This window comes from Nocardia callitridis, assembly GCF_039543305.1.
Taxonomy (GTDB): Bacteria; Actinomycetota; Actinomycetes; order Mycobacteriales; family Mycobacteriaceae; genus Nocardia; species Nocardia callitridis.
On the sequence record NZ_BAABJM010000001.1, the window covers coordinates 395,241 to 419,778 of the forward strand.

The following is a 24,538-nucleotide window of genomic DNA, read 5'->3' on the forward strand; positions in this document are numbered from 1 at the left end:
GTAATCCGCGTACGCCGCGCGGGACGGACCGCGCCGCTCACGGCTGTCGTAACGCTTGCGTGCCGGTAGGGCGCCAACCTTCGCGAAAATTCACCATTCCGGACAAATAGGTCACGAATGTCTTCGGGGCAACTGCGCTGCGCCGCATAACTTTCGGGCAACAGCACCGTCGAGGACATATCAATTGTTCGACCATCCCCAGCAAGACACCGCTTCCCCGGAAATGACAGCTCGCTAACGTTCGAAATTCGGCGATCGCTCGCTAGGCTCGGTCCCGATGAAGATCAGCGAGTTACGCCGCAACGCCGCGCACTGCCTCGTCGCGGTGCTCGCGCTCGCGATGACCGGCATGGTCAGCGCGGCCCCATCGCTCGCACAACCGCCTCCGCCCGGCCCCCCGACGCCGCCGCCGTTCTCCACCCCCAATACCGATGACTGCCCGCAGAAGACGCAGCCGCCACCGCCGATCGACAATTCGGAGGTGCCGGCGCCGGGTGATTCCGCGCCCGCGCCGCTGCCGGTGCCTGACCCGCCGATCGGCGGGGACAGGCTCGGTGAATGCGGAGTCGTGTTGCCCGAGGGCGCGCCCCCGCTGCCGAAGGATATTTCGGCAACGGCCTGGCAGTTGACCGATATGGATTCCGGTGCGGTGCTCGCGGCCAAGGACCCGCACGGCCGGTACCGTTCGGCCAGCACCATCAAGGTGTTGCTGGCGATCATCGCGCTGCGCGAACTCGACCTGGACAAGGTGGTCACCGGCACCAAGGAGGACCAGAGCGTCGAGGGCACGCGCGTCGGCATCGGCCCCGGCGGCCGCTACAGCAACCGGCTGCTCATCCAGGTACTGGTGATGGCGTCGGGTAATGACGCGGCGCACGCGTTGGCCGCGCAACTCGGCGGCGACGAAGCCACCGTCGACAAGATGAACGAGTTGGCGAAGTCGTTGCACGCCTTGGACACTCGCGCAGCGACACCGTCGGGCCTCGACGCGCCCGGGACCAGCATTTCCGCCTATGACCTGTCGGTGGCCTTCCGTGAGGCGTTGACAATTCCGCTGTTCGGTGAGTTCATCAACACCGAGGAAGTGGAGTTCCCCGGCTATCCTGCGGACCCCACGATCCCCGGCGATCGAGATCATCCGAGCTTCCCGGTCGTCAACGATAATCAACTGCTCTACACCTATCCCGGCGCGATCGGCGGCAAGACCGGCTTCACCAACGACGCCAGGCAGACTTTCGTCTTCGCCACCGAGCGCGACGGCCGCAAACTCGCCATCACCCTGCTCAAGGCCGACGTCCTCCCGATCCGCCCGCCACTGCAGGCCGCCTACCTCCTCGATTACGGCTTCGCCCTCCCCCGCGACGCCCACGTCGGCAATCTCCCTGACGAGAACACCGAACCGAACGTCCCCACCCCCGCCGTCGCCTCGCCACCCGGCGCGGACCAGGACAACGCCGATTCCGACGACGGCGCCAGCGCGACCACCCGCAACACCCTCGCGGCGCTGGGTGTCCTCATCGTCATCGGCTTGTTGCTCGCGGCTCGCAAGGCCAGTCAACGGCGACGCTGACCGGACAAGCGGTTCCCGGATCGGTCAGGTATCGCGCGCACCGGGACCGGAAGCGAGCAGGCCACGCGCCGCGAATACGGCGCTGCCACCAAAGCTCAGCGCCAGTCTGAAGTTGCTCAGCGCCAGTCCGAAGTCCTCCGATAGGCTGCCCTGAGGCAGCAGCATATTCCGGCCGGGCCGCGTGGCGACGTCATCCGCCGCGCAACGCAGATCGATTGCGGTACCTCTGCGCTCTTCACCTCTGCGCTCTTCTCCTTGGACCGCGCGGCACCGTCCTGGATCATCGCCTCGCCGCACGCGCCGATTCTTCCACTCCGTCCTCTCCGGATTGATCAGCGGTCACGGGTGGTCGGCCGCGAACGCCGCTGTGTGGCAAGACAAATCGCTCCGACAACGGAGCCTGAATCCCACCGCCGCGCAGCCGAGAACCCTTGCTTGTGTCGGACGTTCCCCCTTGAAGTCGATCGCGCCGCCGACTCAGGTCTTTCACCCGGAGACCGACACCCGCCGCGTGCGCGCCTTCGCCGTACCCGACGCCGACTATTCGCGATCGCTACCCGACACAAACCCAGGCCCCACACCCAGAATGGAACGCAATACCTTGAGCAACAACGGAATTACCGACGGTACCGAACGAGCGGTCCTCGAGAACATGCTGGACCGCAACCGCCGAGAACTCATCGACACCGCGCGCGGCCTCTCCGAGTCGCAAGCTCGGCTGCGGCTCGTCGCGTCACTGACCACACCGATCTCGTTGATCAAGCATGCAGCTGCCGCGGAACGGATTTGGTTCCAACGCTTCTGGGCAGGACTCGAAGAGTCCGAATGCGATGGTTACTCCCGGCGCGACGAAGGCACCTTCACCGTCGCCGACGACGAGACGCTCACGGAGGTTATCGCCGAATACGAACGCGCGAGCGAACTCTCACGCACCATCGCCGCTCGCTTTACCCTCGACGACACCAAGGAAGACCCCGGCGTAGGAATCGTCAGTATGCGCTGGACCCTGCTCATGATGACCCAGGAGTTCGCCAGGCACGCGGGCCACGGCGACATCCTCCGCGAGCAGATCACCGCCCCTGTCAGGCGTTGGCGGGAGCTCTTGACAGGCCTCGGCCGAAAGCGGCGCGGAGTAGGCGAACCCAGGGGGACCAGCGAGCCGGGCGAGCTGGCGGATGACCGACGGCGATAGCGGCATTGTCGAGGAGGTCTTCCAGGAGCGCGTTGTGCATCCATTGGATGGCGCAGTACCAGGCGAGGAAGCCGGATATTCCGCTGGTGGTCGCGGCGGCGCTGTGGCGCAGTTCGCACTCGTTCGAGCCGCGCTCGAGGATCTCGAAGGTGTGCGTGCCTTCGAGAGGTCCTGGCGGGAAGGTGAATTCGACGAGCTTGCCGGGTTGATAGGCGGTGCAGCTGTAGCGGATCGAGCCGTGGCCACCGTCCGCGCCCACTCCGAGTGGACGGCCCAAGACCAGTGGCGGCCAATTCTCGCTCGGCCACAGTGGGTTACCCGGCTCGGCTACTTGTTCGAGCAGAGCGCCGACGCGGTCGGCGGGAACCGGTAGCACGCGACGGTGCGTATTGCGGATCATCACTGACTCCCTTCTAACATACGGTGCCGTATGGAACCTGATCAATACGGTACCGTATGGAGTCATGGCTGCAAAGAGACCGCGTCTGACTCGCGCGGATTGGACCGAGGCCGCATTGGCGGCCCTGGTCGAGGGCGGCGTGGCGGCGGTGGCGATCGAACCGTTGGCCAGCAAGCTCGGCGCGACCAAGGGCAGCGCCTACTGGCACTTCGCCAACCGGGAGGAGTTGCTGCGCGCGACCCTGGAACGCTGGGAACAAGACCGCACCGACGCCACCATCGAACTCGTCGACGCCGAACCCGACCCCGTCGGTCGCCTGCGCGCCCTGTTCTCGGCCGTCTACCACAGCCCCGAGTCCGCCCAGGTAGAGCTCGCCCTACTGTCGGCGGCAACCAACCCGACGGTGCAACAGACTCTCGAACGCGTGACCGAGCGCCGAATCGCCTATCTCGCAGAACAATTCACCCAACTCGGCTTCCCCCTCGACACGGCCCGCCGCCGCGCCGTCCTCGCGTACTCGACCTACCTCGGCAACGCCCACCTACGCCGTTCGGCACCCGCGACCCTGCCCACCGAACCCAGGGATTGGGCCAGCGTCGTAGACGACGCGTTGCACACACTCAGCCACAGATTGACGGAGTAGACGGCGAATAACACGCGACGCTTCAAGATCACCAGGGCATGCCGAGGGGCGCTGCCGCACCCGCGTCCTGACGACCGCCACCGGTCGGGAGACTCGCCGAGGACCCGATCTGGATGCCCGCACGCGCGAAACAACCGAGTTCGCTTGGATTCCGACCTGGTCCGTGAGCAGAACGTCGAAGCCGAAGGCATCGAGATCAGCCCCTCACCGGCCGAGGCGGACCACATCGCCTCCTTCGGTCTGCCGATCGAGGATCTGGATCTCACCGTCCGGTCCTACAACTGCCGCGAGCGCGCGGGTGTGCACACGGTGGGCGAGCTCGTCGCCCGCACCGACTCGGATCTGCTCGACCGCCCGGATTTTGACCGGCCACCGCAGCCACGGCTCGACCCGCCTGGCGGACAGACAACGGACCCCCGATCATGCCGCCCGCTGTCGCCGAAATGTGAAACATTCGATTCCCTGAAACAGGTTACTTCACAATATATTTCCCTGGCGCGATGTTATAGCGAAGGGTAATATCAAGGCATGGGGGAACAATCCAGCACACCGCAGCGCGTAGCCGCTGAGTTGTTGAATGCTGTCACGCAGTTACGCGATCGTGATTGCACAGATCTGTCGGATGAGCAGACGCTGGAACTGTTGCGCGACATCGAAACCGCCGCACGCATGCTGACAGCGATCGGCATCGCGACGCTGGTAGAAGCCTCGGATCGAGGGATTCCCGAACGTGTCGGCGCGAAGACACCGAAGAAACTGTTGACGCAGGCGCTCCGGTTGTCGCATGCCGAAGCGGGTGCACGGGTCGCGGCGGCAAAATTGTTGGGAACCTGGCACGCGCTCGACGGCAGCGCAAGGGAACCCGAATTGCCGCATACCGCTGTCGCGTTGACCGAAGGGGCAATTTCCGCCGTGCACGCCCGCGAAATCGCGGCAATGATGAAACGTATCCCGGCCCTCACTCCGATCACCGATGTGCAAGCGGCGGAGGAAATCCTGGCCGACTTCGCGCGCAACGGCACCCCCGACGACATCTCGACCGTCGGAGAAGCGATCCTGGCTCGCCTCGACCCCGACGGCACCCTCACCGACGACCACGACCGTCAACGCATGCGCGGCATCATCGTCGGCCGCCAACGCGCCGACGGCATGTCCCCCATCCGAGGCGACATCACCCCCACCTTGCGCGCACTGCTCGACCCACTGCTCGCCAAACACGCGCGACCAGGCATGAACAACCCGGACGACCCGGAAAGCCCCCGCAGCTTCGGCACGAACCCCGTACGCGGCAATGGCACGCGACCGGGCATCAACAACCCAGACAACCCCGAAAACCCCCGCAACTTCGGCACGAACCCCGTACGCGACAAAGGCACGCGACCGGGCATCAACAACCCAGACAACCCCGAAAACCCCCGCAACTTCGGCACGAACCCTGCACGCGACAAGGACATCGACAGCGGAGTCGGCAACAATGCCAACCCGAGCACTGACCGCGACGTGCTGGCCGCCGCAGCACGACGCGACCGCCGCAGTGCCGCGCAACGCACCCACGACGCCCTGCTCGCTATCCTGCACCCCGACAACGCGAGTGCCGCTGGTACACCGGGTGATTGGGGTTCGCACAGGGGCGTCCCGGTATCGACGATTCTCACGGTCAGCGTGGCCGACGTGGAGCGGGCCGCAGGAGTCGCGACCACCGCCACCGGCGGTACCGTCCCGATGAGAGAAGCACTCGAGCTCGCCCAGAACTCGCAACCTTTCCTCGCGGTGTTCGACCACGCCGGCGCCCCACTCCATTTCGGACTCGCCAAACGCTTCGCCACCCGCGAACAGCGCATGGCACTCATCGCCGCCGTGCGCGGCTGCTCACGGCCAGGATGTGACGCACCCGCGAGTCTGTGCGCCGCCCACCATATTCGGGACTACGCCAAAGGCGGCCCCACCGACATCACCAACGAAACCCTCGCCTGCGACGCTTGCCACGCGATGATCCACGACGGGCCGGGCGGTTGGAAAACCGTTGTCATGGATCAGAGTTCGGAGTACGCAGGACGAACCGGATGGATCGCACCATCCCATATCGACCCGTCCGGCACACCAAAGGTCAACTCCCGCCACCACACCGGCGAATTACTCGCGGCAGCGGTCACCCGGATTCATCACCGCCACGAACACCGACAACGACAACACCGCCAATGGCTCGAAAAACACCCAACGTCCCGCAGCACCGCAGGGTGAGCCGGGGAAGCATCTCAGCGCGAATACGCAAACACGAGAAAGGCAACGATCCAGACTCCCAACAGCGTCCACAGCGCATAGGCAAGCACCGCTCCCGCGTGCATTCGTGGTTGGGGACCGAGCATCCCGCTCGTGTCTCTGATCAGGGGCGAACGGTAGTAGACGTACGTTGTCCGGCCTTCGGTGACCGGAACCACCGAATGGTTCGACACACGAAACCCCAGGCCGGTGACCCCCACGTAGTGCTCCCCCGGCGGTAGCGGAATGAAATTCATCCCTTTGTCCAGCTCCTGGATCAAGCGGCCGTTCACCCTGACTTCCGCGCCGGAGAGACCGGACAAGTGCTCCACCGCGATCCCGGTTTCCCCCGGCGCACTGGTGTACCCGTCGGTCTGCTCGCGCCGCGGCCACGGCTGCTTGTCGTATGCCTCTGCCATCGGTCTGCTCCTCCCCGAGCTGCACGGCGACCGGCAGCACCGTTCATCGAAATCCCCGGTTACCCCACTGAACCAGCAGAATATTTCTGCGTACAGCCACCAAAACCTCTGGCGCAGTGACACTAGATTCGATCGGATTCGTGGTCCTCAAATGGATTAAGCAACCCTTCCTGGTGCTATGTGCTGGTTGCATGACAATCGGGGATGGGGTCGTGCTGGGTGGTCCGCTGGGGTGGTGATGACGACATCAACGACTATCCGGCGGTGCTTGGCTTCCGGCCTGGGGTCAAGCCGCACACACGCACTGCCAGTTCATGCCTCGCGTGCGGAGCGAAGGCGCCGCGTCATCGGTGCACTCGACGCGCGGTTCATCTGCTCAGTCCGCGCCCTACTCCTAGGCGGTGCGCTACTGCACTCGGGAGCGGGAGCGACCAGCCTCCGAGGCGCAACTGGAAGGGACAACGACTGCGGGACAGGTGAACATCGCGGCGAGGGCGGCAAAGATCCCCGATATAACAAGCAGGACGCCCCGAAACCGCCTGTGTACACACAGTATTCGTACCCACCGTTGCCGATGGGACGCCGTACACACACGCCACCGATCAACGCGGTAGGCGACTTCTTCGCAGTAGCCGAATGTTGCTGCTGCGCTGAGGTTTACTCGTCTACTGAGCGCACAGCAGTGTCGGAGTTGGACAGGAACTTCAACCAGGACAGCTCTGTCGAGAGAGACGGAACTGTCAACTCGCGAGTGCGCCGAGCGTCGTTGCGGTAGTGAAGGTCGGCTCACCCGGCGCGCAAAGGCCAGCATCCGAGCGGGACCAGACGTTCGAACTCAGCTCGGCGCAGTTCACCACTGCGTCGCTGCTGGTTACGGGACCGGTGCGATCGGATGTCGTCAGCGGACGATCGCCGTGGACTCCCAGCAAGGACGGCGGTCGTCAACTGTCGAAGTCGCCGCGTGCTGTTGCTGCGGTAAAGGTTGACCATGCGGTGGGGGTGAAGGTCAGGGCTGGGGCGGAAGGGTTCTTCGAATCGCGTACCGCTACATGGGTATTGGTTAGGAAGGCGACTTCGACACAGTTCTTGTCGCCGCCACTGCGACTACTCTTGAACCACTTCGCATTCGACAGGTCGATCATCAGGCCCCGAACTCCTTCGCCATCTTCCTGAGTAGGGCTCGGCTCGCCTCACGATTCATCGCGCAACGCCGGATGCCCTCGTACGCCTCATGATATCGCCGGATCGCATCCGGTTTCGTGAGATACAAGTCCCCGGTGTAACTCTCGATGTAGACGACTGGCGGCTCGGCGGGGTGCCCCTGCCTATCGTGGCCGAACCCTAGGATGACGAACGGCCCGGCCGATACTCCAAGCGGAAAACCTGCACTGAACGGCAGGATCTGTATCCCGACGTTCGACCGTGTATCCATATCCAGCAGGTACCTCATCTGGGCACCCATAACCTTCGCTCCTCCAACAACCCCACAGAGAGACGATTCACGCAGGATTACATCGAGCGCGGCGGGCTGGTGCTTCCGAGTAATCCTGATCTGTCTACGCATTCGCAGCTTCACCCTGCGCGCGTGCTCATGAGGGTCCTCATCCGGGTAGACGGACCGAATCATCGCGCTGGCGTAGGCAGGTGTCTGTAGCAGCCCTGGAACCAGCTCCGGCTCGTAGGTCGTCAACTGCTGTGCCGACGCCTCCAGTCCGACGTAAAAATCGAAGTTCTCCGGCAACAGGTCGCCGTACTCGTACCACCAATTCTGCTCATTGCCCTGTCTTGCAAGACCTTTCATAGCCACGGACTGCTCCGGACCGAACCCATAAATCTTGCACAAGGCTTCCAGATCAGGCGTGCGGATATGCGCAGCAACTCCCGTCTCCATCCGCTGCAACGTGCTGGCGCTGCGCTCGATCAGCTCCGCAACCTGCTGAAGCGTGAACCCGCACTCCTCCCGCCCATTCCGCAGATACTTCCCCAACTGCCGCCGCGCCAACGTCGACCCATCCTCCGACATGCCCGCCTCCCTTCAGGTTTCATCACCGGCCCCAGCAGACCACGCCACATACCCCCAGCACGACCCCATCCCAGATTCTCATGCAATCAGCACATAACACCAGGAAGGATTGCATATCTGGGCGCAATCAGAGTCAGTTACCCACAGCCACAACCTCGTTCGAGCCCGGCTTCGCCCCACCACCGCGTCCCGAACTACTCCCGACCCAACACTCACCGGTCCACAGACCAACAACGACACCAAACCCCCAGGACCGATCTCATCCGAACCGTTCCCCCATCCCGATGGAACCGATTGCCGCCCCCATGCGTCCAGTAAAGTAACCAGGCGTACGTCACGGGTAGGGCAGGTAGGGGGCCAGCGATGGAAGTGGGACAGTCAGCGGCGAACGCGCTGTACCAGCAGGCCGCCGGGGGAACGTTCCGGATGGACGCCGACGCCGCACGGCGGTGCGCGGAGGTCTACACCAGGTTCCTCGACACGACGTTAGATCCAGAGATCGCACGAGCGGTCCGTTTGAAAGAGCTTGCGGGGTTTGGTGGATTCGGCTCGGCCCAAGAGCTGCAATCAGGATTCGTCAAGAAGGCAAACGAGTTGATGGATGTTCTCACTGGCATGCGAGAGGCCGCGATGAAGATGGCTGCTGCCTACCTCCGTGCAGGCCAGTTAGTCGAGGAGGCGGACACGTTGTACGCGAATTCGATCAGCACGGCAACTGCGGAGGTTCAATAGCAATGCACGTAGCTCGCAGTGCGTTGCTGATCCTGTTGGCAGTGCCGATTACCGCACTCAGCGTGGGTTGTTCGAGCGAAAATACAGGGACAGCGCAGCCAGGTCCAACACAGGACGAAGCGGGCCAGGGCAACACGCAGTCCGCCCGACCGACGCTGACCAATCCGAAACTCCAGCCCCCGCCGCAAGACAAGAAGTCCGCCGTTGACAGCGACCGCCCGCCGGTCGTGTTCGATCCGTGCACGTGGATCAGCGACGAATCTATACAGAGGGCCGGATTCGATCCTAGCTCGCGCAAACGCGGGGACGATCTTGTTGCCGAGTATAGTTTCTTGACCTGCGATTTCTCCTCGCCCGAGCGGAAACTGTTGTTCAACTCAGGAAACGCGACGTGGGACGAGAATCTCGCGAAGGTCGGTTCGTATAGCGAGCCAATCACAGTAAATGGGCGCGATGCTCTGTGGGTTCATGACACCACGCTGCCTCGCACCTGCCAGATCGATGTGCGTACCAAGATCGGGTTCGTGCAGATATCCGCGGTAGGGACGTATCGTGCCCCGCAGTCGGCCGATATGTGCGAAGGACTCCTCGACCTCGCCACCGCGATCGAACCTGAAATCGGCAAGGACAACTAACCATGGCCGATCCCATCGACATCAACCAAAACCCGGCCGCGGTAGGCACCTTCCGGCCGGGCTTCAAACCGGATACCGCGCAACCGAGCCAGTCCTCGCGCGCCGAGCAGCAGGGTGCCGAGTCCGTGACCGTGGATTCGCATGGTCTCGATCCGAACTACATCACCCGCATGGAGCACTTCGAGGGCATCGCGCACGAGGAGATCTACCAGCACGCCCAGGACATGAAACCCGAACTCATGACTGTCGCGGCGGACACGTGGGTCAACATCTCCGCCAACCTCAGCGGCGGCCTGATCGGCGCACACCTGTCAATCCAAAAGGCGCTCGCCGATGGCGTGGAAGGACGGATGGCGGACGCCGCTGTTGCTGCCGCGCAGTCGTTCTACAACCAAGCTTCCGAAGTGGAGCGGGTGATTCTCGCCGTTGGCCATCGGATGCGGGGTGTCGCGCACGCCGCCGAAGTCGTGAAGATGTCCGTTCCGCCACCGGCGGGCCCCTTGAACGGCCCAGGGTCGCCGGACCGGATACAAGGGGTCCAGCTTGTCTTCGCCGCGAGGGAAGCTGGTTTGGCCAGCTCGGCCGACAGCGACGAGGTCTCCTACCAACGCGGCGTAGAAGCGTTGCACCGCACCGCGATCGACACCATGAACAACGCCTACAAACCCTCCTACGGTCCGGCGGGAACCGGCGTCCCCACTTTCGTTGCTGTGCAAGCACCGGGTGAGGACGGCACCACCGTCCCCGGCAACACGACCTTCGGCACGACGGGCACCACCGGCAGTACCGGCGACCAAGGCAGCGCCAACCCACCGGGCGAGGGCGAAACACCCGGCGGCGAACAGCCGACCGACACCACTACGGCGTCGGCGAATACCCCTGGGCAGGAACAGAATCCGACGGTCCAGCAGACCGGTTCACGCGCACCGGAATCGCCCACCACCCCGGTCGGTGCCCCGAACAACACCACGACGGCGGGAGTCACCTCGCCCGGATCGACGAACACCGGAACCCGCTCCGGCAGTCCGGGATCGCCGGGCGGTCCTTCGTCGCCGAATGGCGGTCGTCCCGGCGCACCGCAGCCGGGCAAGAGTTTGCCCGGTCTCGGTCAGCCTGGCGGCGTCAATGCTCCTGCGGCAGCAGGTCTCGGGTCCGCCGCCACGCAAGCAGGTCGCGCGCCGGGCATGATGGGGCCCGGCCCCGGCCCCGGGAAGAAGGACGACGAGTCGAGTCGGCAAACCCCCGATTATTTGATCACCAATCGGGAAGAGGAGTTGCTCGGTAGGCCGGATCCGACTGTCCCGCAAACGATCGGGTCGGACGCACCGTCGAATCATCCTGCTGCGCGGCAACCCGGTGAGCGCTCCTACGATTCGGACCAGCGCCGGTGAAATGGGAGTTCACCCCCGATGAGTTCATGCACCTGTGGAACGAAACCGGTACGGACCGTTACCCTTTCCCGCTGCGGTTGCTGGCCTCGGTGCGGTGGGAGGACGAGTTCGATCGGATTACCAGGGAGCTGAGACAGCGTCTGCCGCTCGGTGACGACCCTGACTTTTCGGCCGCGCTGCGCGTGGCCGCGCACCCGCAGACCACGCTGGCGCTGATCGGCACTCGTCGCCGCCCGGTGCGCGCCTACGGTGCCATCGACAGCGATATCGGCGTCACCTTGGTGCAACGTCCGGGCCCCGAACCCGCTTTCGGCGCCAACGTGGTGATCGAGGTCGGCAGTCCCGGTATCGTCCCGAAGGTGTTCGCCGCGGTACTCGGCAATGTTCCCGCGGGCCGCCACTCCCCCATCTTCGAAGACACCGAACGCCTACGCGAGAGCCTCGAATCCTGGCACGGCACCAAGGAAACCGCCGCAGACCGCATTCGCCGCCTGCTCAACGCCCCTCGCTCCGGCGCGGGCACCATCGAATGCCAACGCTCCCTGCGCGATTCCCCCGAACCCACCACCCAATACCTGAACTGGTTCGACATCGAAGACGACGGCCGCTACACCTACCGCCGCCAATACAACGAATTCCACATCATCCCCTGCGACCAAACCACCCTCACCCAGGAACTCACCCACATGATCCGCCCCTACTGACTCACACCCGCTGTTCGGTACCGGCTCCATGACCGACCTGAATACGGCAGCCCCATTTTCCCCTTTCGGGATCGGAGGCCGCACAATGATTCGAATCAGTAACTAACACCTACGCAACCCGCTCTCGACGGTGAGGACGCCAGTTCGATGTTGCCGCAGCGGCCGCACAAAAACTTGGACGACGATCTGGTCGCCATGGTGCGCAACCGAGTGGCCCAGGATTTCGATCGCCGCATTGTCGCCCACGACCTGAGTCACCTGGATCGCGTTGCGCGCCTGGCCAAGCGGATCGCCGAAGCGGAGGCACACGACACCATCGCGCCTCAACTGGTCGCCTACGTGCACGACTATCACCGCATCGCCGAATCAGAACTCGGCCGACAGGTCGACTCCACCGAGGTGATACCCCGGATCCACGACCTACTCACCGATTTGGCTGTCCCTGCTGACACCGTCACCGAGATCGAACACGCGGTGCTGTTCAACGAGAAGTACACAATCAAAGGCCACCAGTTGAGCGATGGCAGCACGACGGCGAAAATCACCCGTGACGCCGACAAGCTCGACGCGATCGGCGCCATCGGAATAGCCCGCGCCTTCATGTACGGCGGAGCCAGCAGCGCCGAATTATGGGATCCCACCGCAGAATTGCAAGAGACCTACAAGTCCGGCCCCACCACCTCGGTGATCGCCCACTTCTACGAGAAACTGCTCCGACTCCCGAACGAGATGCTCACCAACACCGGAAAACACCTGGCCGAGAAAAGAACCGCCTACCTGATCGATTTCCTACGCCGATTCCACCAAGAGTGGGGCGACGAGTCGAGCGCACCGATCAACCGTGAAGAATTCCGCACGCATCCAACCGCCGCATCATGATCACCAGGACACCGGTGCGGCTACAACCAGCTGTGCGCACCGGCAAGTCCTGGTGACCGTGCCCGACTGCTGTTGTTTCCGGTGAGGGCATCGGGGGCTCGTGTGGGGCGTTCGTCAGCTGCGAGGTTTGCGTAGTCCGACGAGAGCCAGCGCGGCGAGCGCACCCGCGCCGAAGTATGCCGCGCCCGCGCCGGCGGCGACCTCACGAGTGGTCACGCGCGGTGCGATGACAGCCGGTCCAGGCGCGGGGATTTCGGCTTCGGGTTCGTTGTCGGAGGCCGTCGCGGCCCATGCGGTGGCGAACAGCAGGATGCGGTAGGTGGTGTAGCTGAAGACCATGAGGCCGATGACCGAACCGAACGTCGCACCCGCGGGGCTGCTCAGGACCGCGCGCAAGTAGATCGCCGCGACGTATTTGAAGATCTCGAAGAACACCGCGGCCAGGATCGCCGCCTTGGCCGCGCTCCGGAAGGTGACGGGTTCGCGCGGTAGTCGAGCGATGATCCACACGAATACCGCCCAGGATGCCGCCAGTCCCAACACGATCGAGATCAGCGACAGCAGAAGGCGTGCGCCGGGCATATCGCCGAGGCCGATCTTCTCCAGCAGGCGCACTCCGAGCTTGCTCGACGCCACCGCGGACAGCGCGAACGACACGACGAACGCCACACCGAGACCGATCAGCGCGATGAGGTCCGACAGCTTGGTCATGAACCAGTTGCCGTCGGGGCTCTTCTGTTCCCACTGCTCGGTGAGCGCCGCACGCAGGTTCGACATCCACCCTAGGCCCGTGTACAGCCCGGCGAACAAGCCGAGGATGCCGACGGTGCCACGGGATTTGACGGCCTGATCGACGAGGTCGTTCACCTGATCGCCGAACGAGCCGGGGATCTTCTCCACGATCTTGTCCTGAAGTTCGTGCAGCAGATCAGGATTGCGGAACAGCACGAACCCCGCGACGGCGAAGGCCACCATCATCAGCGGAAACAGCGAAAGCACCGTGAAATACGTGATGCCCGCCGCGTAGTAGTCACCGCGTTGGCTTTGGAACCGCGTACCCGCACGGACCAGATGGTCCAGCCACGGCATCGACTCCACACGCCGCTGCAACGCGGCCTTGACATTGTCGATCACCTGCACCGTACGCCCCTTCGACCCACACGTGCCCTCGCAGGTTTCGGCCCTATCGCGTCAAGAACCCGACCCGGTCGTAAACCTGTGCGAGGGTGTTGCCAGCGATCTCCCGTGCCCGCTCGGCGCCTGCGTCGAGGATACGGTCTAGTTCGCCTTGATCCGACAAGTACTCTTGCACCTTCGTCCGCAACGGGGTGACGAAATCCGTCAACACGTCGGCGACGTCGGCTTTCAGGTCACCGTACCCTTTACCCGCGTAATCCGTTTCCAGTGTCGCGATCGGGGTTCCGGTGAGCGCGTTCAGGATCACCAGCAGGTTGCTGACGCCTGGTTTGGCTTCCAGATCGTAGCGGATCTCGCGCTCGGTGTCGGTCACGGCCGAACGCACCTTCTTCGCCGAGACTTTCGGGTCGTCGAGCAGATTGATCAGCCCGGCGGCGCTGGAGGCGGACTTGCTCATCTTCGCGGTCGGATCCTGCAGGTCGTAGATCTTGGCGGTGCCCTTCACGATGTGGGCTTCCGGCACCACGAACGTCTTCTTGTACCGAGTGTTGAACCGCTGCGCCAGGTTTCGGGTGAGTTCCAGATGCTGGCGCTGGTCCTCGCCGACCGGAACCTGGTGCGGGCGGTAGAGCAGGATGTCGGCGGCCATCAGCACCGGGTAGGTGAACAGGCCGACGCTCGCGTTCTCCGCGCCCTGCTTGGCGGCCTTGTCCTTGAACTGCGTCATCCGATTGGCTTCACCGAATCCGGTGAGGCAGCTGAGCACCCAGGTGAGTTCGGCGTGCTGGGGCACCTGGCTCTGCACGAACAGGGTGGATTTCTTCGGGTCGACGCCGACCGCCAGCAGTTGCGCCACGGCTGCCCTGGTGCGCGCACGTAGCTCTTTCGGGTCCTGGGTGACGGTGATCGCGTGCATGTTCGGGATGAAGTACAACGCGTCGTACTCGTCCTGCATGGTTACCCAGTACTGCAACGCACCAAGGTAATTGCCGAGGTGAAACGAGTTGCTGGTGGGTTGGATCCCGGAAAGAACACGCTGCTTGCGCTCAGCGGCCGGGGTCTGCGCAGGACTGGACATACCCCGATCTTTCCATGCCGCTCAAGCGGAATTTCGCTCTGCCCACTTTCGCGGGTCGACCCCCGGCATGCTCGGTCGGCCCGAGCCGACCAGTTCGTGTTCCCGCTCGGAGACCAGCTTGTATACCGGCGCGCTCGGTCCGGCAAGGGTGCCGCGCAGCAGGGGAGGGACCATCGGCGGTGGGGTGTGCGCGGTGCGCACGGCCTGTGCGAGCGCCGAGTAGGCGAGCTGATCGGCCAGGCGCCAACGCATTCCGTACATGTCGCGGATTCGCTTCGGTAGGCTGCCGCGCACCAGGAGGAAGAACGCCGAGGTGACCTGCTGCAACGGCATGCGCTGCGGGTAGGGCACGCGATCGCCCGCGAGATAGGAGCCGACCAGGCGCGCTTCCTCGGTGAGGAAGAGCTCGTCGGAGGCCAGATAGGCGTCGAACGAGGTGCGGAATTCGCGGTAGCTACCCGGCGCGGCATCGCGCGGCATACCGAACAGCTCACCCCAGCGCACGTAGTCCTCGTAGAGGCCCTCGCGTTCGCCGTCGGTCATCGGTTTCACCAGCAGGTCGTACATCACTTCGGCGCTGTCGAAGGTGAAGGCCATGGTCATGTACATCAGGTGCGGGTCGAGCGCGGAGTAGCCGGTACCCGCTGGGTGGTGCGGTCCCGCGTCTTCGGGGAGCGCGCCCAGCACCCTGGCGTGTTTCTTGGTGGTGTAGGCCAAGGCGCGGTCGGCTTCGGCTTTGCTGCCGAGGAACACGGCCTCGAAGAGGTGACCGGTGACCGCGAGCCGGGTGTAGGGCGTCATCCGATGCTCGGTGTTCTCGGCGGTACCCACGTACAGCAGCGGGTGTACGGCCCCGATCACCAGCGCGCGCTGGCCGTAGCTGAGACCGACCGCACGCTTGCTCATCACTCGTCGCGCCATGGAGTGGTCGCTGAAATAACCGGGTTCGGCGCAACGGGCTGACATGGCGTCTCCTCATCGAGCGTGCGTCGCGTCGTCCAACGCATCTGGCAATAGCATCTACCAGATTTGAATATCTGGCAATGGTTCATGCCAAAAATCTCGTCGGCTCGCGAACCGCGCCAGCGCACAGCCACTTTCGAGCACCGCACGTTGCGTGCTCAGCCGTCCAGGCGGCAACCGGCACGATGCTCGAGCGCTACCGCCCATCCATATCAGCGCTGGACGAACGCGCGGATCACCGGTCGTCGGCCACTCAACAGCGCAAAGGCCCGCGACCACGCAAAGCGTGCGGGCTCACTTTCCCAGCTCTCACCCCACGATGGCGCGGACGCTCACCCACCTGGCCGGCCAGTCCGCCTAGAATCAGGCGCGTGGCTGCGCAGCGGACGTACGGCGGGATCTCCGCGGATGAGCGACGCACGCAGCGGCGCGCGGCATTGCTCGACGCCGCGTTGGAGATCGTCGGCACCCAGGGGCTGGCGAAGATGACCGTCTCCGGGCTGTGTGCGCAGGCCGCGCTGAACGAGCGCTACTACTACGAGAACTTCGACAGCCGCGATGCCGTGCTCACCGCGCTGATGGACGAGATCACCGCCGAACTGGCCACGGCTATCACCGAGGCGGTGCGCGGTGCGCCACCCGACTCGCGCGCCACCGCACACGCCGCGATCACCGCCGGGATCCACGTGCTCACCGACGACCCACGCAAAGCGAAAGTCGCGCTCGTCGCCGGGATGGCGACGCCGGAACTGCGAGCGCGCACCACCGACACCATCCGCGCCTTCGCCACCATGGTCGCGACCGAAGGCATCGACTTCTATCGTGTCGCCGACCAACGCCTCGACCCCACCATCGAATTCCGCGCCACCTACCTCGTCGGCGGACTGGTGCAGGTACTCACCAGTTGGTCACAGGGCGAACTCGCGCTCACCAGAGACGAATTGATCGAGCACACCGTGGATGTGTTCGTGCTGCTCGGCGAGGATCTCGCACAGCGCATCGGGGGCCCAGCGGACGAGGGCTGACGAGAACGGCGACCGCACCACCTCCACCGCACCACATCCGCTCACACGAGCGAAGCCGAGAGCGTGCCACACTTCATCGGCACACTCTCGGCTCCGGTCGAGCACACACCTTCCGTGACTACGCGGGCAATTCCAACGTCACCGCACGCAACCCCGCCGGTTCGCCTTGCAGCACAACCCGAAACGCCGTGTCGCGCCGCCACCAGTAATCGGCACCGTCGCCGATCGCCTCGCCGAACCACTCGCGCTGATCGGGGTCGTCGGCCAACAACTGCGCCGAATCACGGATCACCGCAAGATATCCCGTGCTCGTGCCGAGGAAATCGTCCAGATCACGCAGGCATTCGTCGAAAGCGTCCTTGTTCTCGCCGAAGTAGTAGCCGAACTGGAACGCCGCGGCGAACTCGTCGAAAACGCCCGCGACCGTGCGCATCTTGGTGCCACGCAACTCACGCACCAGGTAATCCGACGGTGCCAGCGCACGCAACCCGCTCAGCTGCGCGGCATTCACCGCGAGTGAACCCATCGCGGGTGGCGACTCCGAAGCGGGCAACCCGTCGGACGACCCGCTCTCGGCGGGCCGAGCCAGGAAACGCGACCACCGCACCGTCGCCGTCATCAACGCATCCTGGTGAACGTCTTGTAGTGGTCGCCGGTGTACCACGCGGAACCGTCGCTACCGGTGACGATGCGTTCGGCATCGCGCGACTGTCCCTGAATCTTCGGATTCACATCCCACTCCTGGTAGGTGATCTTCTTGCCCGAATCGTCCTTGGCGGGCAGATCACCACCACGGTTCTGCCAAGGGCCGCCACCCTTGGTGCCCGGCGAATTCGCCGACTCCGGCCAGCGACCGGCATCGATCTCGGTCAAGGTTTTGAAGGCATGGTCGGGAACCCCGTCCACCTGCTTGACCGGTGTGGCAACCGAGCCGGGGTTCGGCCGCGCCGCCGAAGTCAGCGAGGTACCCGACGGTGTCGCGGTCGCCGAGGCGGTGTTGGTGCTGGCGCCGTCGTCACCGAGCAGTGCGAGCACACCCGCGACCACCGCGGCAAGCACCACGGCGCCGACCGCGGTCAACGTACGAAGGATCTTCGGAGAAAGTTTCATCGGTACTGCACCGCCACAGGCGCGTGGTCGGACCAGCGCTGATCGTAGGAATCCGCACGCTCGACCACGGCCTGCTTCGCACGCGAGGCGATCTCACCACGCGCCATCTGGTAATCGATGCGCCAACCAGCATCATTGTCGAACGCCCGGCCACGGTAGGACCACCAGCTGTACGGACCGGCTTCGTCGGGATGTAGTTCACGCACCACGTCCCGGTAGCCCGCGTCGAGCAGCTCATCGATCCATGCCCGCTCTTGCGGCAAGAATCCCGCGGATTTCATATTGCCCCTCCAGTTCTTCAGGTCGAGCTCGGTATGCGCGATATTCCAGTCACCGCACACCACGAATTCCCCGGTGCGCGACTTCAGGTATGGGCCGAATTCGCCCATGAATCGGTACTTCTCGTCCTGGCGTGGCGTGCCGACCTCGCCGGAGGGCACATACACGCTCGCGACGGTGACGCCGTCGAAATCCGCCTCGAGGTAGCGACCGCTGGCATCGAATTCGCCACTGCCACGCTCGATCCCACCGAACTCTCTGCTCTGCCCGAGACCGATCCGCACCGAATCGGGTTCGCGGCGCGACAGAATGCCGACACCGGCCCTGCCCTTCGCCTCCGGCTCGGCATGGGTCAACCACCAACCGTCGGCCAGTGCGGGCGCGAGCGCCTTCGTGGTTTGTTCGTCGGTGGCTCTGGTCTCCTGCAAACAGACAACGTCGGCTTCGGTAGCGGCCAGCCAGGCAAGCATGCCTTTGCCGGTTGCCGCGCGGACGCCGTTAACGTTCACAGTAGAGATGATTGTTGGCACCGCTCGACCGTACAATGCAGTCCAGATGAATTTTTCCGGACATCGGTGTCCAGGAAGGGGGATGGCGATGTCATCCGATCCCACTAAGTCGAAGTCGGCCCCGCGAGTAGGGGTGCGCCCCACCCCGCCGGACGCACACCCGGCGCCGATCACCGCGCTGCACACCGGTTCTGGCGATCCGCTACTGCTCCTGCACGGATTCATGATGTCGCCGCACTGCTGGGAGCAGACCGCCGCGCGGCTTTCCGCACAGTGCGAAGTGTTCGCGCCAGCCTTCCTCGGACACTGGGGTGGCGCGTCCGCCGAGGGGCGGACGGCGGACGTGCACGCGCTCGCTGATCATGTCGAAGCACAATTGGACGAACTCGGTTGGCGCACCTGCCATATCGCTGGCAATTCGCTCGGCGGTTGGGTCGGGGTCGAACTGGCGCGTCGAGGACGGGCGCGCACTCTCACCCTGATCGCACCGGCGGGCGGCTGGCACATCCCCTCGCTGGCGCAGTTCACGATCGCGGCGAAGTTCTTCTCGCTGGTGCCGGTGCTCGCAATCGGCAAGCGGCTGGGTGATTTCGGGATCAAGAACCCGATCGCGCGGCGCTTCGCGCTGCTGTGGTTGAGCAAGAACGCGGCGGCGGTCTCGCGCCGCGACGCCACCACCGCTATCCTCGCCGCGCTGCACTGCGACTCCGTGGTCTCGACACTCCTGGGCAGTATGCGCGGCCCCGAGCAAGCGGACCTGTCCACCCTCACCACTCCGGTACGCCTGCTGCTCAGCGAATACGACCGAGTCATCCCCAACCGCGTGTACGCACGCCGCTACCTCAAAGAACTCCCCCCGTCCGCCGACCGAATCCTGGTGAACAACGTCGGCCACGTCCCCATGCTCGAGGCACCCGACCGCATCGCCACCCTGATCGCGGAACACGTGTACGCCAGTCGAAACAGGTTGCGCGCGGTATAACCACGAGGACAACCGCGGCTACAACCGATCACCGACACCCCGAGCCCTGGTGATCACGAGTTTTCGCTGGTCGCGGGGCGACGCGCGACCCACACGGTGAACGTGAACAGCAGCACGCCGAGGACTGCCAAACCCGCACCGACCATTGCTGGAGCCGTGTAGCCGTACCCTGCCGCGATCACGATGCCGCCGAGCCAGGCGCCCGCGGCGTTGGCGATGTTCAGTGCCGCGTGATTGAGGGCGGCGGCAAGGGTTTGGGCGTCGGCCGCGACGTCCATCAGTCGCGTTTGCAGGCCGGGTGCCAGCGCGGAACCGGTGCTGCCGACCAGGAAGGCACCGACGGCCGCGGCGTAGGGGTTGTGTGCCGCGACGACGAAACCGGCGAGGATCACCACCATCGCGATCATGGCGAGGAAGATCGCGCGGTCCACGCCGCGATCGGCCAGCACGCCGCCGAGGATATTGCCGAACACCATGCCGAAACCGAACAGCATCAACACCAGTGGGACCAGGCCGATCGGCAGTCCCGACACGTCGGTGAGGGTGGTGGCGATGTAGGTGTACACGGCGAACATGCCGCCGAAGCCGATCGCCCCGACCAGCAGCGACAACAGCACCTGCGGGCGGCGCAGCGCACCGAGTTCGGTGACGGGGTTGGTCATGACGATCCCGGTCAACTGCGGCACATAACGCAGGAGCGCGAAGATCGTCGCGACCCCGATCACCGCGACCACCACGAACGCGTTACGCCAGCCGAGGTGCTGACCCAACCAGGTGGCGGCGGGAACACCGACCACATTGGCCGCGCTCAACCCCAACATCACCGCGGCGATGGATTTGGCGCGCTGCCCGGCGGGCGCGAGCGTTGCCGCCGCCAGGGAGGCGACGCCGAAATAGGCGCCGTGCGGAAGGCCGGTCAGGAAACGTGCGGCGATCAGCGTCCCGAACGTGGGCGCGAACACCGTCGCCAGGTTGCCGAGCGTGAAGGCGGCCATGAGCACGATCAGCAGCAGCTTGCGCGGGACCCGCGCACACGAGGCGGCGATCACGGGCGCACCGATCACGACACCGATCGCATACGCCGACACCGCGTATCCGGCGCTGGGTTCGGAGACCTTCATCGCCGAGGCGATGTCGGGGAGCAGACCCATGGTGACGAATTCGGTGGTACCGATACCGAATCCGCCAAGGGCGAGCGCGAGCATGGCCGGGATGTGCCAGGTGGTTCTCGGAGCCTCGTCGGGTGCTGTGGTCACGGTAGTCACGGGGCTGGTCACAAGTGCTTGTAACGAGCGAGTTCGCACAGGTCATCCCATGATTGGTGGTGATCTCGAACACGGACGGCCGCGACCTGCGAAAGGACCGACGAAAACAAGCCGGGCACCCGTTCCCCTCGGGGGGTGCGGGTGCCCGAATTCGTTCGTGCTGAGCGCTGTTGACGCAGCGCAACGCTGTTGGTCAGCGCAGGGCGCGGGCCAGGTTGGTGTCCAGTGCCGCGAGGAATTCCTCGGTCGAGAGGTAGCTCTGGTCGCCACCGACGAGCGCGGCGAGGTCCTTGGTCATCTGACCGCCCTCGACCGTCTTGATCACCACGTCTTCCAGCGTCTGCGAGAAGCCGATCAGCTCGGGGTTGTTGTCGAGCTTGCCACGGTGCTCGAGCCCGCGCGTCCAGGCGAAGATCGACGCGATCGGGTTGGTCGAGGTGGGCTTGCCCTGCTGGTGCTGACGGTAATGCCTGGTGACGGTGCCGTGTGCGGCCTCGGCCTCACAGGTTTGGCCGTCCGGGGTGAGCAGCACCGAGGTCATCAGGCCCAGCGAACCGAAGCCCTGCGCGACGGTGTCGGACTGCACATCGCCGTCGTAGTTCTTGCAGGCCCACACGTAGCCGCCCTCCCACTTCATGGAGGAGGCGACCATGTCGTCGATGAGGCGATGCTCGTAGGTGAGGCCCGCCGCGTCGTACTCGGTCTTGAACTCGGTCTCGAACACTTCCTGGAAGGTGTCCTTGAACATGCCGTCGTAGGCCTTGAGGATGGTGTTCTTCGTCGACAGATACACCGGGTAGTTCTGCTGCAGGCCGTAATTGAGCGAGGCACGCGCGAAGTCGACGATCGACTGCTTGAAGTTGTACATCCCCATGACGACGCCGCCGTCCTCGGGCATCTTCACGACCTCGTGCTGGATCGGTTCGCTGCCGTCGGCGGGCGTGAAGGTCAGGGTGACGGTGCCCTCTTGGTAGACCTTGAAGTCGGTGGCGCGGTACTGGTCACCGAAGGCGTGACGGCCGATGATGATCGGCTTGGTCCAGCCCGGCACCAGGCGCGGAACGTTGGAGATAATGATCGGCGCACGGAAGATGGTGCCGCCGAGAATGTTTCGGATCGTGCCGTTGGGCGAGCGCCACATCTTCTTCAGGCCGAATTCCTCGACCCTCGCCTCGTCGGGCGTGATGGTGGCACATTTGACGCCGACACCGTGCTTCTTGATGGCGTTCGCGGCGTCCACGGTGACCTGATCATCGGTCTTGTCCCGGTATTCGATGCCGAGGTCGTAGTACTCGAGGTTCACGTCGAGATACGGATGGATCAGCTTGTCCTTGATGAACTGCCAGATGATCCGAGTCATCTCGTCGCCGTCGAGTTCTACGACGGTGCCTTCAACCTTGATCTTGGACATGGATCTTCGTGTCCTCCTAGGATGGTGCCCTCGTTGCACGGCCAGGCGAACACGCTTGTGAGCGGACCCCAGCTGTTCCAACAGACAACGTATATGCCCCGCGTTGTCCGCGAGACAGGTGGTGCAAACAAGACAAGCGTACTGCTTCTGCATTCCCCACCGAGCGGGCATCCCCGATTACGAACGTCACAACCCTCATGGCGAAAAACTATTACTGATCGGTAGATTTCAACCGCCCAGGTCAGCACGGGGCCCGAACAACCCAGCCTGCCGCGACGGGACATAATCCACGAAAGTGATCGTCGCCACAATCCCCCGCCCGTGCGACCACCCGTTCCCGCGATGACCGCGCCGCTGGCCGACCGCCCCCACCCACCACCGCGCATGGACCGCGCCGAGATCACAGCAGGGATTTCGAGCGTCGACCCACCCCCGCTATGATGCGAAAAGGTCATGAGTGCCAGCGCCAAGCCCCGGCTCGCTGGCCGGCAACCCTCCAGCAGCGGGTGGGGTGCTCCGGGTGATGACCTGGCTCTCGAAGGTCGGGAGCAAGCGCGCTTGCAGGAGGTTTCCAGCACATGAGCGAATCAGCCACGCCATCGTCCGAGAACGAACCCACCATCGATCCCGCGCAATGGTCGTTCGAGACCAAGCAGATCCACGCCGGGCAGACCCCCGACAGCGAAACCAACGCTCGGGCCCTGCCCATCTACCAGACCACCTCCTACACCTTCCGCGACACCGATCACGCGGCCGCACTGTTCGGGTTGGCCGAGCCGGGCAACATCTACACCAGGATCATGAACCCCACCCAGGACGCGGTGGAGCAACGCATCGCCGCACTCGAAGGCGGTGTCGCCGCACTGCTGGTGTCCTCCGGGCAAGCCGCGGAAACTCTCACCATCCTGAATCTCGCGGCGGCGGGCGACCACATCGTGTCCAGTCCGCACCTCTACGGCGGCACCTACAACCTGTTCCACTACACGCTGCCCAAGCTCGGCATCGACGTGAGCTTTGTCGAGGACCCCGACGACCTCGAGCAGTGGCGCACCGCCATCCGGCCCAACACCAAGGCCCTCTACGGGGAAACCGTCGGCAACCCGAGCAGTTCCGTGTTCGACATTCCCGGCATTGCCGCCGTCGCCCATGCCGCGGGCCTGCCACTGATCGTCGACAACACCGTGCCGACGCCGTACCTGCTGCGCCCCTTCGAACACGGCGCCGACATCGTCGTGCACTCCGCCACCAAGTATCTCGGCGGCCACGGCGCGGCCATCGCGGGCGTGATCGTCGACGGCGGCACCTTCGACTGGACGGTCACCGACCCGTCGGGCCAGCCGCGCTACCCCGGCTTCACCACCCCCGACCCCAGTTACCACGGCGCGGTCTTCGCCGAACTCGGCGCACCGGCCTTCGCGCTCAAGGCCCGCGTGCAACTGCTGCGCGACCTCGGCGCGGCGGTGTCCCCGTTCAACGCGTTCCTGATCGCCCAGGGCATCGAAACACTGAGTCTGCGGATCGACCGACACGTCGCCAATGCGCACGCCGTCGCCGAGTTCCTCAGCGCCCAGCCCGAGGTGACCGCCGTGCATTACGCCGGGCTCTCGACCTCGCCGTGGTACGAACGCGGCAAGCGGCTGGCACCCAAGGGTGTTGGCGCCGTGATCGCCTTCGACCTGCGCGGGGGCGTCGAGGCGGGCAAGAAGTTCGTGGACGCGTTAGTGCTGCACAGCCATGTGGCTAACATCGGGGACGTGCGTTCTCTGGTGATCCATCCCGCGTCGACCACACATTCGCAGCTGACTCCCGAGGAGCAAGTGGCCTCCGGCGTCACCCCGGGACTGGTGCGACTCGCGGTGGGCATCGAAGGCATCGATGACATCCTCGCCGACCTGCGTGCCGGATTCGCGGCCGCGACGACGTGACCGTGAG

The 24,538-nt window shown here is 64.5% G+C and carries 23 protein-coding genes, 2 pseudogenes and 1 riboswitch; of the genes and pseudogenes, 14 read left to right on the plus strand and 11 right to left on the minus strand.

The window, feature by feature from the left end; genetic code table 11:
- The first annotated feature begins 277 nt into the window (after nucleotides 1–277).
- The 6 genes and pseudogenes from ABEA50_RS01825 to ABEA50_RS01850 all read left to right on the plus strand — a co-directional run bounded on the left by ABEA50_RS01825 (nucleotide 278) and on the right by ABEA50_RS01850 (nucleotide 6,046).
- A complete protein-coding gene (locus ABEA50_RS01825; protein WP_345493215.1) occupies nucleotides 278–1,570 on the plus strand; it encodes a D-alanyl-D-alanine carboxypeptidase family protein in 1,293 nt (430 codons plus the stop codon).
- A 586-nt stretch (nucleotides 1,571–2,156) separates the two neighbouring features.
- Nucleotides 2,157–2,654 (plus strand): annotated as a pseudogene (locus ABEA50_RS01830) (DinB family protein); the annotation flags it as partial.
- Nucleotides 2,655–2,745: 91 nt separating this feature from the next.
- Nucleotides 2,746–3,135 carry a hypothetical protein gene (locus ABEA50_RS01835; RefSeq protein WP_345493216.1) on the plus strand — a complete coding sequence of 130 codons (390 nt, stop codon included), beginning with the start codon at nucleotides 2,746–2,748 and terminating at the stop codon, nucleotides 3,133–3,135.
- Between the two features lie 91 nt (nucleotides 3,136–3,226).
- Entirely contained in the window at nucleotides 3,227–3,805 is a 579-nt protein-coding gene (locus ABEA50_RS01840; RefSeq protein ID WP_345493218.1) for a TetR/AcrR family transcriptional regulator, read from the plus strand.
- A 156-nt stretch (nucleotides 3,806–3,961) separates the two neighbouring features.
- A pseudogene (locus ABEA50_RS01845) lies at nucleotides 3,962–4,168 on the plus strand (DNA-directed RNA polymerase subunit alpha C-terminal domain-containing protein); the annotation flags it as partial.
- A gap of 165 nt (nucleotides 4,169–4,333) precedes the next feature.
- Nucleotides 4,334–6,046: an HNH endonuclease signature motif containing protein gene (locus ABEA50_RS01850; RefSeq protein WP_345493220.1), complete on the plus strand. Its 1,713-nt coding sequence runs from the start codon at nucleotides 4,334–4,336 to the stop codon at nucleotides 6,044–6,046.
- A 14-nt stretch (nucleotides 6,047–6,060) separates the two neighbouring features.
- On the opposite strand, the gene ABEA50_RS01855 is transcribed toward ABEA50_RS01850, so the two are convergent.
- The 3 genes from ABEA50_RS01855 to ABEA50_RS01865 form a co-directional block, all read right to left on the minus strand.
- Entirely contained in the window at nucleotides 6,061–6,483 is a 423-nt protein-coding gene (locus ABEA50_RS01855; protein ID WP_345493221.1) for a hypothetical protein, read from the minus strand.
- A 941-nt stretch (nucleotides 6,484–7,424) separates the two neighbouring features.
- Nucleotides 7,425–7,625, minus strand: coding sequence for a DUF397 domain-containing protein (locus ABEA50_RS01860; RefSeq protein WP_345493222.1), 201 nt, complete (start codon nucleotides 7,623–7,625; stop codon nucleotides 7,425–7,427).
- Nucleotides 7,625–8,506 (minus strand): helix-turn-helix domain-containing protein, encoded by an 882-nt coding sequence (locus ABEA50_RS01865; protein ID WP_345493223.1) that lies wholly within the window; start codon nucleotides 8,504–8,506, stop codon nucleotides 7,625–7,627. The genes ABEA50_RS01860 and ABEA50_RS01865 overlap by 1 nt, the downstream gene beginning before the upstream one ends.
- Before the next feature lie 363 nt (nucleotides 8,507–8,869).
- Between ABEA50_RS01865 and ABEA50_RS01870 the strand changes: the two genes are divergently transcribed.
- From ABEA50_RS01870 to ABEA50_RS01890, 5 genes are all read left to right on the plus strand, one after another.
- Nucleotides 8,870–9,238: a hypothetical protein gene (locus ABEA50_RS01870; protein ID WP_345493225.1), complete on the plus strand. Its 369-nt coding sequence runs from the start codon at nucleotides 8,870–8,872 to the stop codon at nucleotides 9,236–9,238.
- Between the two features lie 2 nt (nucleotides 9,239–9,240).
- Entirely contained in the window at nucleotides 9,241–9,873 is a 633-nt protein-coding gene (locus ABEA50_RS01875) for a DUF3558 domain-containing protein (protein ID WP_345493226.1), read from the plus strand.
- Between the two features lie 2 nt (nucleotides 9,874–9,875).
- Nucleotides 9,876–11,264: a hypothetical protein gene (locus ABEA50_RS01880; RefSeq protein WP_345493227.1), complete on the plus strand. Its 1,389-nt coding sequence runs from the start codon at nucleotides 9,876–9,878 to the stop codon at nucleotides 11,262–11,264.
- A complete protein-coding gene (locus tag ABEA50_RS01885) occupies nucleotides 11,261–11,968 on the plus strand; it encodes an ESX secretion-associated protein EspG (RefSeq protein WP_345493228.1) in 708 nt (235 codons plus the stop codon). Before ABEA50_RS01880 ends, ABEA50_RS01885 begins: the two co-directional genes overlap by 4 nt.
- Nucleotides 11,969–12,115: 147 nt before the next feature.
- Nucleotides 12,116–12,847, plus strand: a complete 732-nt coding sequence (locus ABEA50_RS01890; RefSeq protein ID WP_345493229.1) for an HD domain-containing protein — start codon at nucleotides 12,116–12,118, stop codon at nucleotides 12,845–12,847.
- Between the two features lie 114 nt (nucleotides 12,848–12,961).
- Here ABEA50_RS01890 and yhjD read toward each other — a convergent pair whose 3' ends face one another.
- The 3 genes from yhjD to ABEA50_RS01905 are packed head-to-tail and all read right to left on the minus strand — an operon-like array spanning nucleotide 12,962 to nucleotide 16,028.
- A complete protein-coding gene (gene yhjD, locus ABEA50_RS01895) occupies nucleotides 12,962–13,987 on the minus strand; it encodes an inner membrane protein YhjD (protein WP_345493230.1) in 1,026 nt (341 codons plus the stop codon).
- 43 nt (nucleotides 13,988–14,030) lie between these two features.
- Nucleotides 14,031–15,062, minus strand: a complete 1,032-nt coding sequence (trpS, locus tag ABEA50_RS01900) for a tryptophan--tRNA ligase (RefSeq protein WP_345493231.1) — start codon at nucleotides 15,060–15,062, stop codon at nucleotides 14,031–14,033.
- Between the two features lie 21 nt (nucleotides 15,063–15,083).
- Nucleotides 15,084–16,028: an oxygenase MpaB family protein gene (locus ABEA50_RS01905; RefSeq protein ID WP_345493232.1), complete on the minus strand. Its 945-nt coding sequence runs from the start codon at nucleotides 16,026–16,028 to the stop codon at nucleotides 15,084–15,086.
- A 368-nt stretch (nucleotides 16,029–16,396) separates the two neighbouring features.
- On the opposite strand from ABEA50_RS01905, the gene ABEA50_RS01910 reads away from it, so the two are divergent.
- Nucleotides 16,397–17,050 (plus strand): TetR/AcrR family transcriptional regulator, encoded by a 654-nt coding sequence (locus ABEA50_RS01910; protein ID WP_345493233.1) that lies wholly within the window; start codon nucleotides 16,397–16,399, stop codon nucleotides 17,048–17,050.
- Between the two features lie 118 nt (nucleotides 17,051–17,168).
- Here the strand turns inward: ABEA50_RS01910 and ABEA50_RS01915 are convergent, their stop codons facing one another.
- The 3 genes from ABEA50_RS01915 to ABEA50_RS01925 are packed head-to-tail and all read right to left on the minus strand — an operon-like array spanning nucleotide 17,169 to nucleotide 18,969.
- On the minus strand, nucleotides 17,169–17,669 hold the full coding sequence (locus tag ABEA50_RS01915; RefSeq protein WP_345493234.1) for a barstar family protein: 501 nt from the start codon (nucleotides 17,667–17,669) through the stop codon (nucleotides 17,169–17,171).
- On the minus strand, nucleotides 17,669–18,160 hold the full coding sequence (locus ABEA50_RS01920; protein WP_345493236.1) for a guanyl-specific ribonuclease: 492 nt from the start codon (nucleotides 18,158–18,160) through the stop codon (nucleotides 17,669–17,671). Before ABEA50_RS01920 ends, ABEA50_RS01915 begins: the two co-directional genes overlap by 1 nt.
- Nucleotides 18,157–18,969 (minus strand): exodeoxyribonuclease III, encoded by an 813-nt coding sequence (locus ABEA50_RS01925; protein ID WP_345493237.1) that lies wholly within the window; start codon nucleotides 18,967–18,969, stop codon nucleotides 18,157–18,159. Before ABEA50_RS01925 ends, ABEA50_RS01920 begins: the two co-directional genes overlap by 4 nt.
- Before the next feature lie 67 nt (nucleotides 18,970–19,036).
- On the opposite strand from ABEA50_RS01925, the gene ABEA50_RS01930 reads away from it, so the two are divergent.
- The gene (locus ABEA50_RS01930) at nucleotides 19,037–19,930 is read left to right on the plus strand and encodes an alpha/beta fold hydrolase (protein ID WP_345493238.1); all 894 of its coding nucleotides are present in this window, start codon (nucleotides 19,037–19,039) and stop codon (nucleotides 19,928–19,930) included.
- A gap of 53 nt (nucleotides 19,931–19,983) precedes the next feature.
- Here the strand turns inward: ABEA50_RS01930 and ABEA50_RS01935 are convergent, their stop codons facing one another.
- Both ABEA50_RS01935 and ABEA50_RS01940 read right to left on the minus strand, forming a co-directional pair.
- Entirely contained in the window at nucleotides 19,984–21,135 is a 1,152-nt protein-coding gene (locus ABEA50_RS01935) for an MFS transporter (RefSeq protein ID WP_345494608.1), read from the minus strand.
- 253 nt (nucleotides 21,136–21,388) lie between these two features.
- Nucleotides 21,389–22,606 (minus strand): NADP-dependent isocitrate dehydrogenase, encoded by a 1,218-nt coding sequence (locus ABEA50_RS01940; protein WP_345493239.1) that lies wholly within the window; start codon nucleotides 22,604–22,606, stop codon nucleotides 21,389–21,391.
- A gap of 449 nt (nucleotides 22,607–23,055) precedes the next feature.
- Nucleotides 23,056–23,167: riboswitch (SAM riboswitch) on the plus strand.
- 17 nt (nucleotides 23,168–23,184) lie between these two features.
- On the opposite strand from ABEA50_RS01940, the gene ABEA50_RS01945 reads away from it, so the two are divergent.
- Nucleotides 23,185–24,531, plus strand: coding sequence for a bifunctional o-acetylhomoserine/o-acetylserine sulfhydrylase (locus tag ABEA50_RS01945; protein ID WP_345493240.1), 1,347 nt, complete (start codon nucleotides 23,185–23,187; stop codon nucleotides 24,529–24,531).
- Nucleotides 24,532–24,538: the final 7 nt, after the last annotated feature.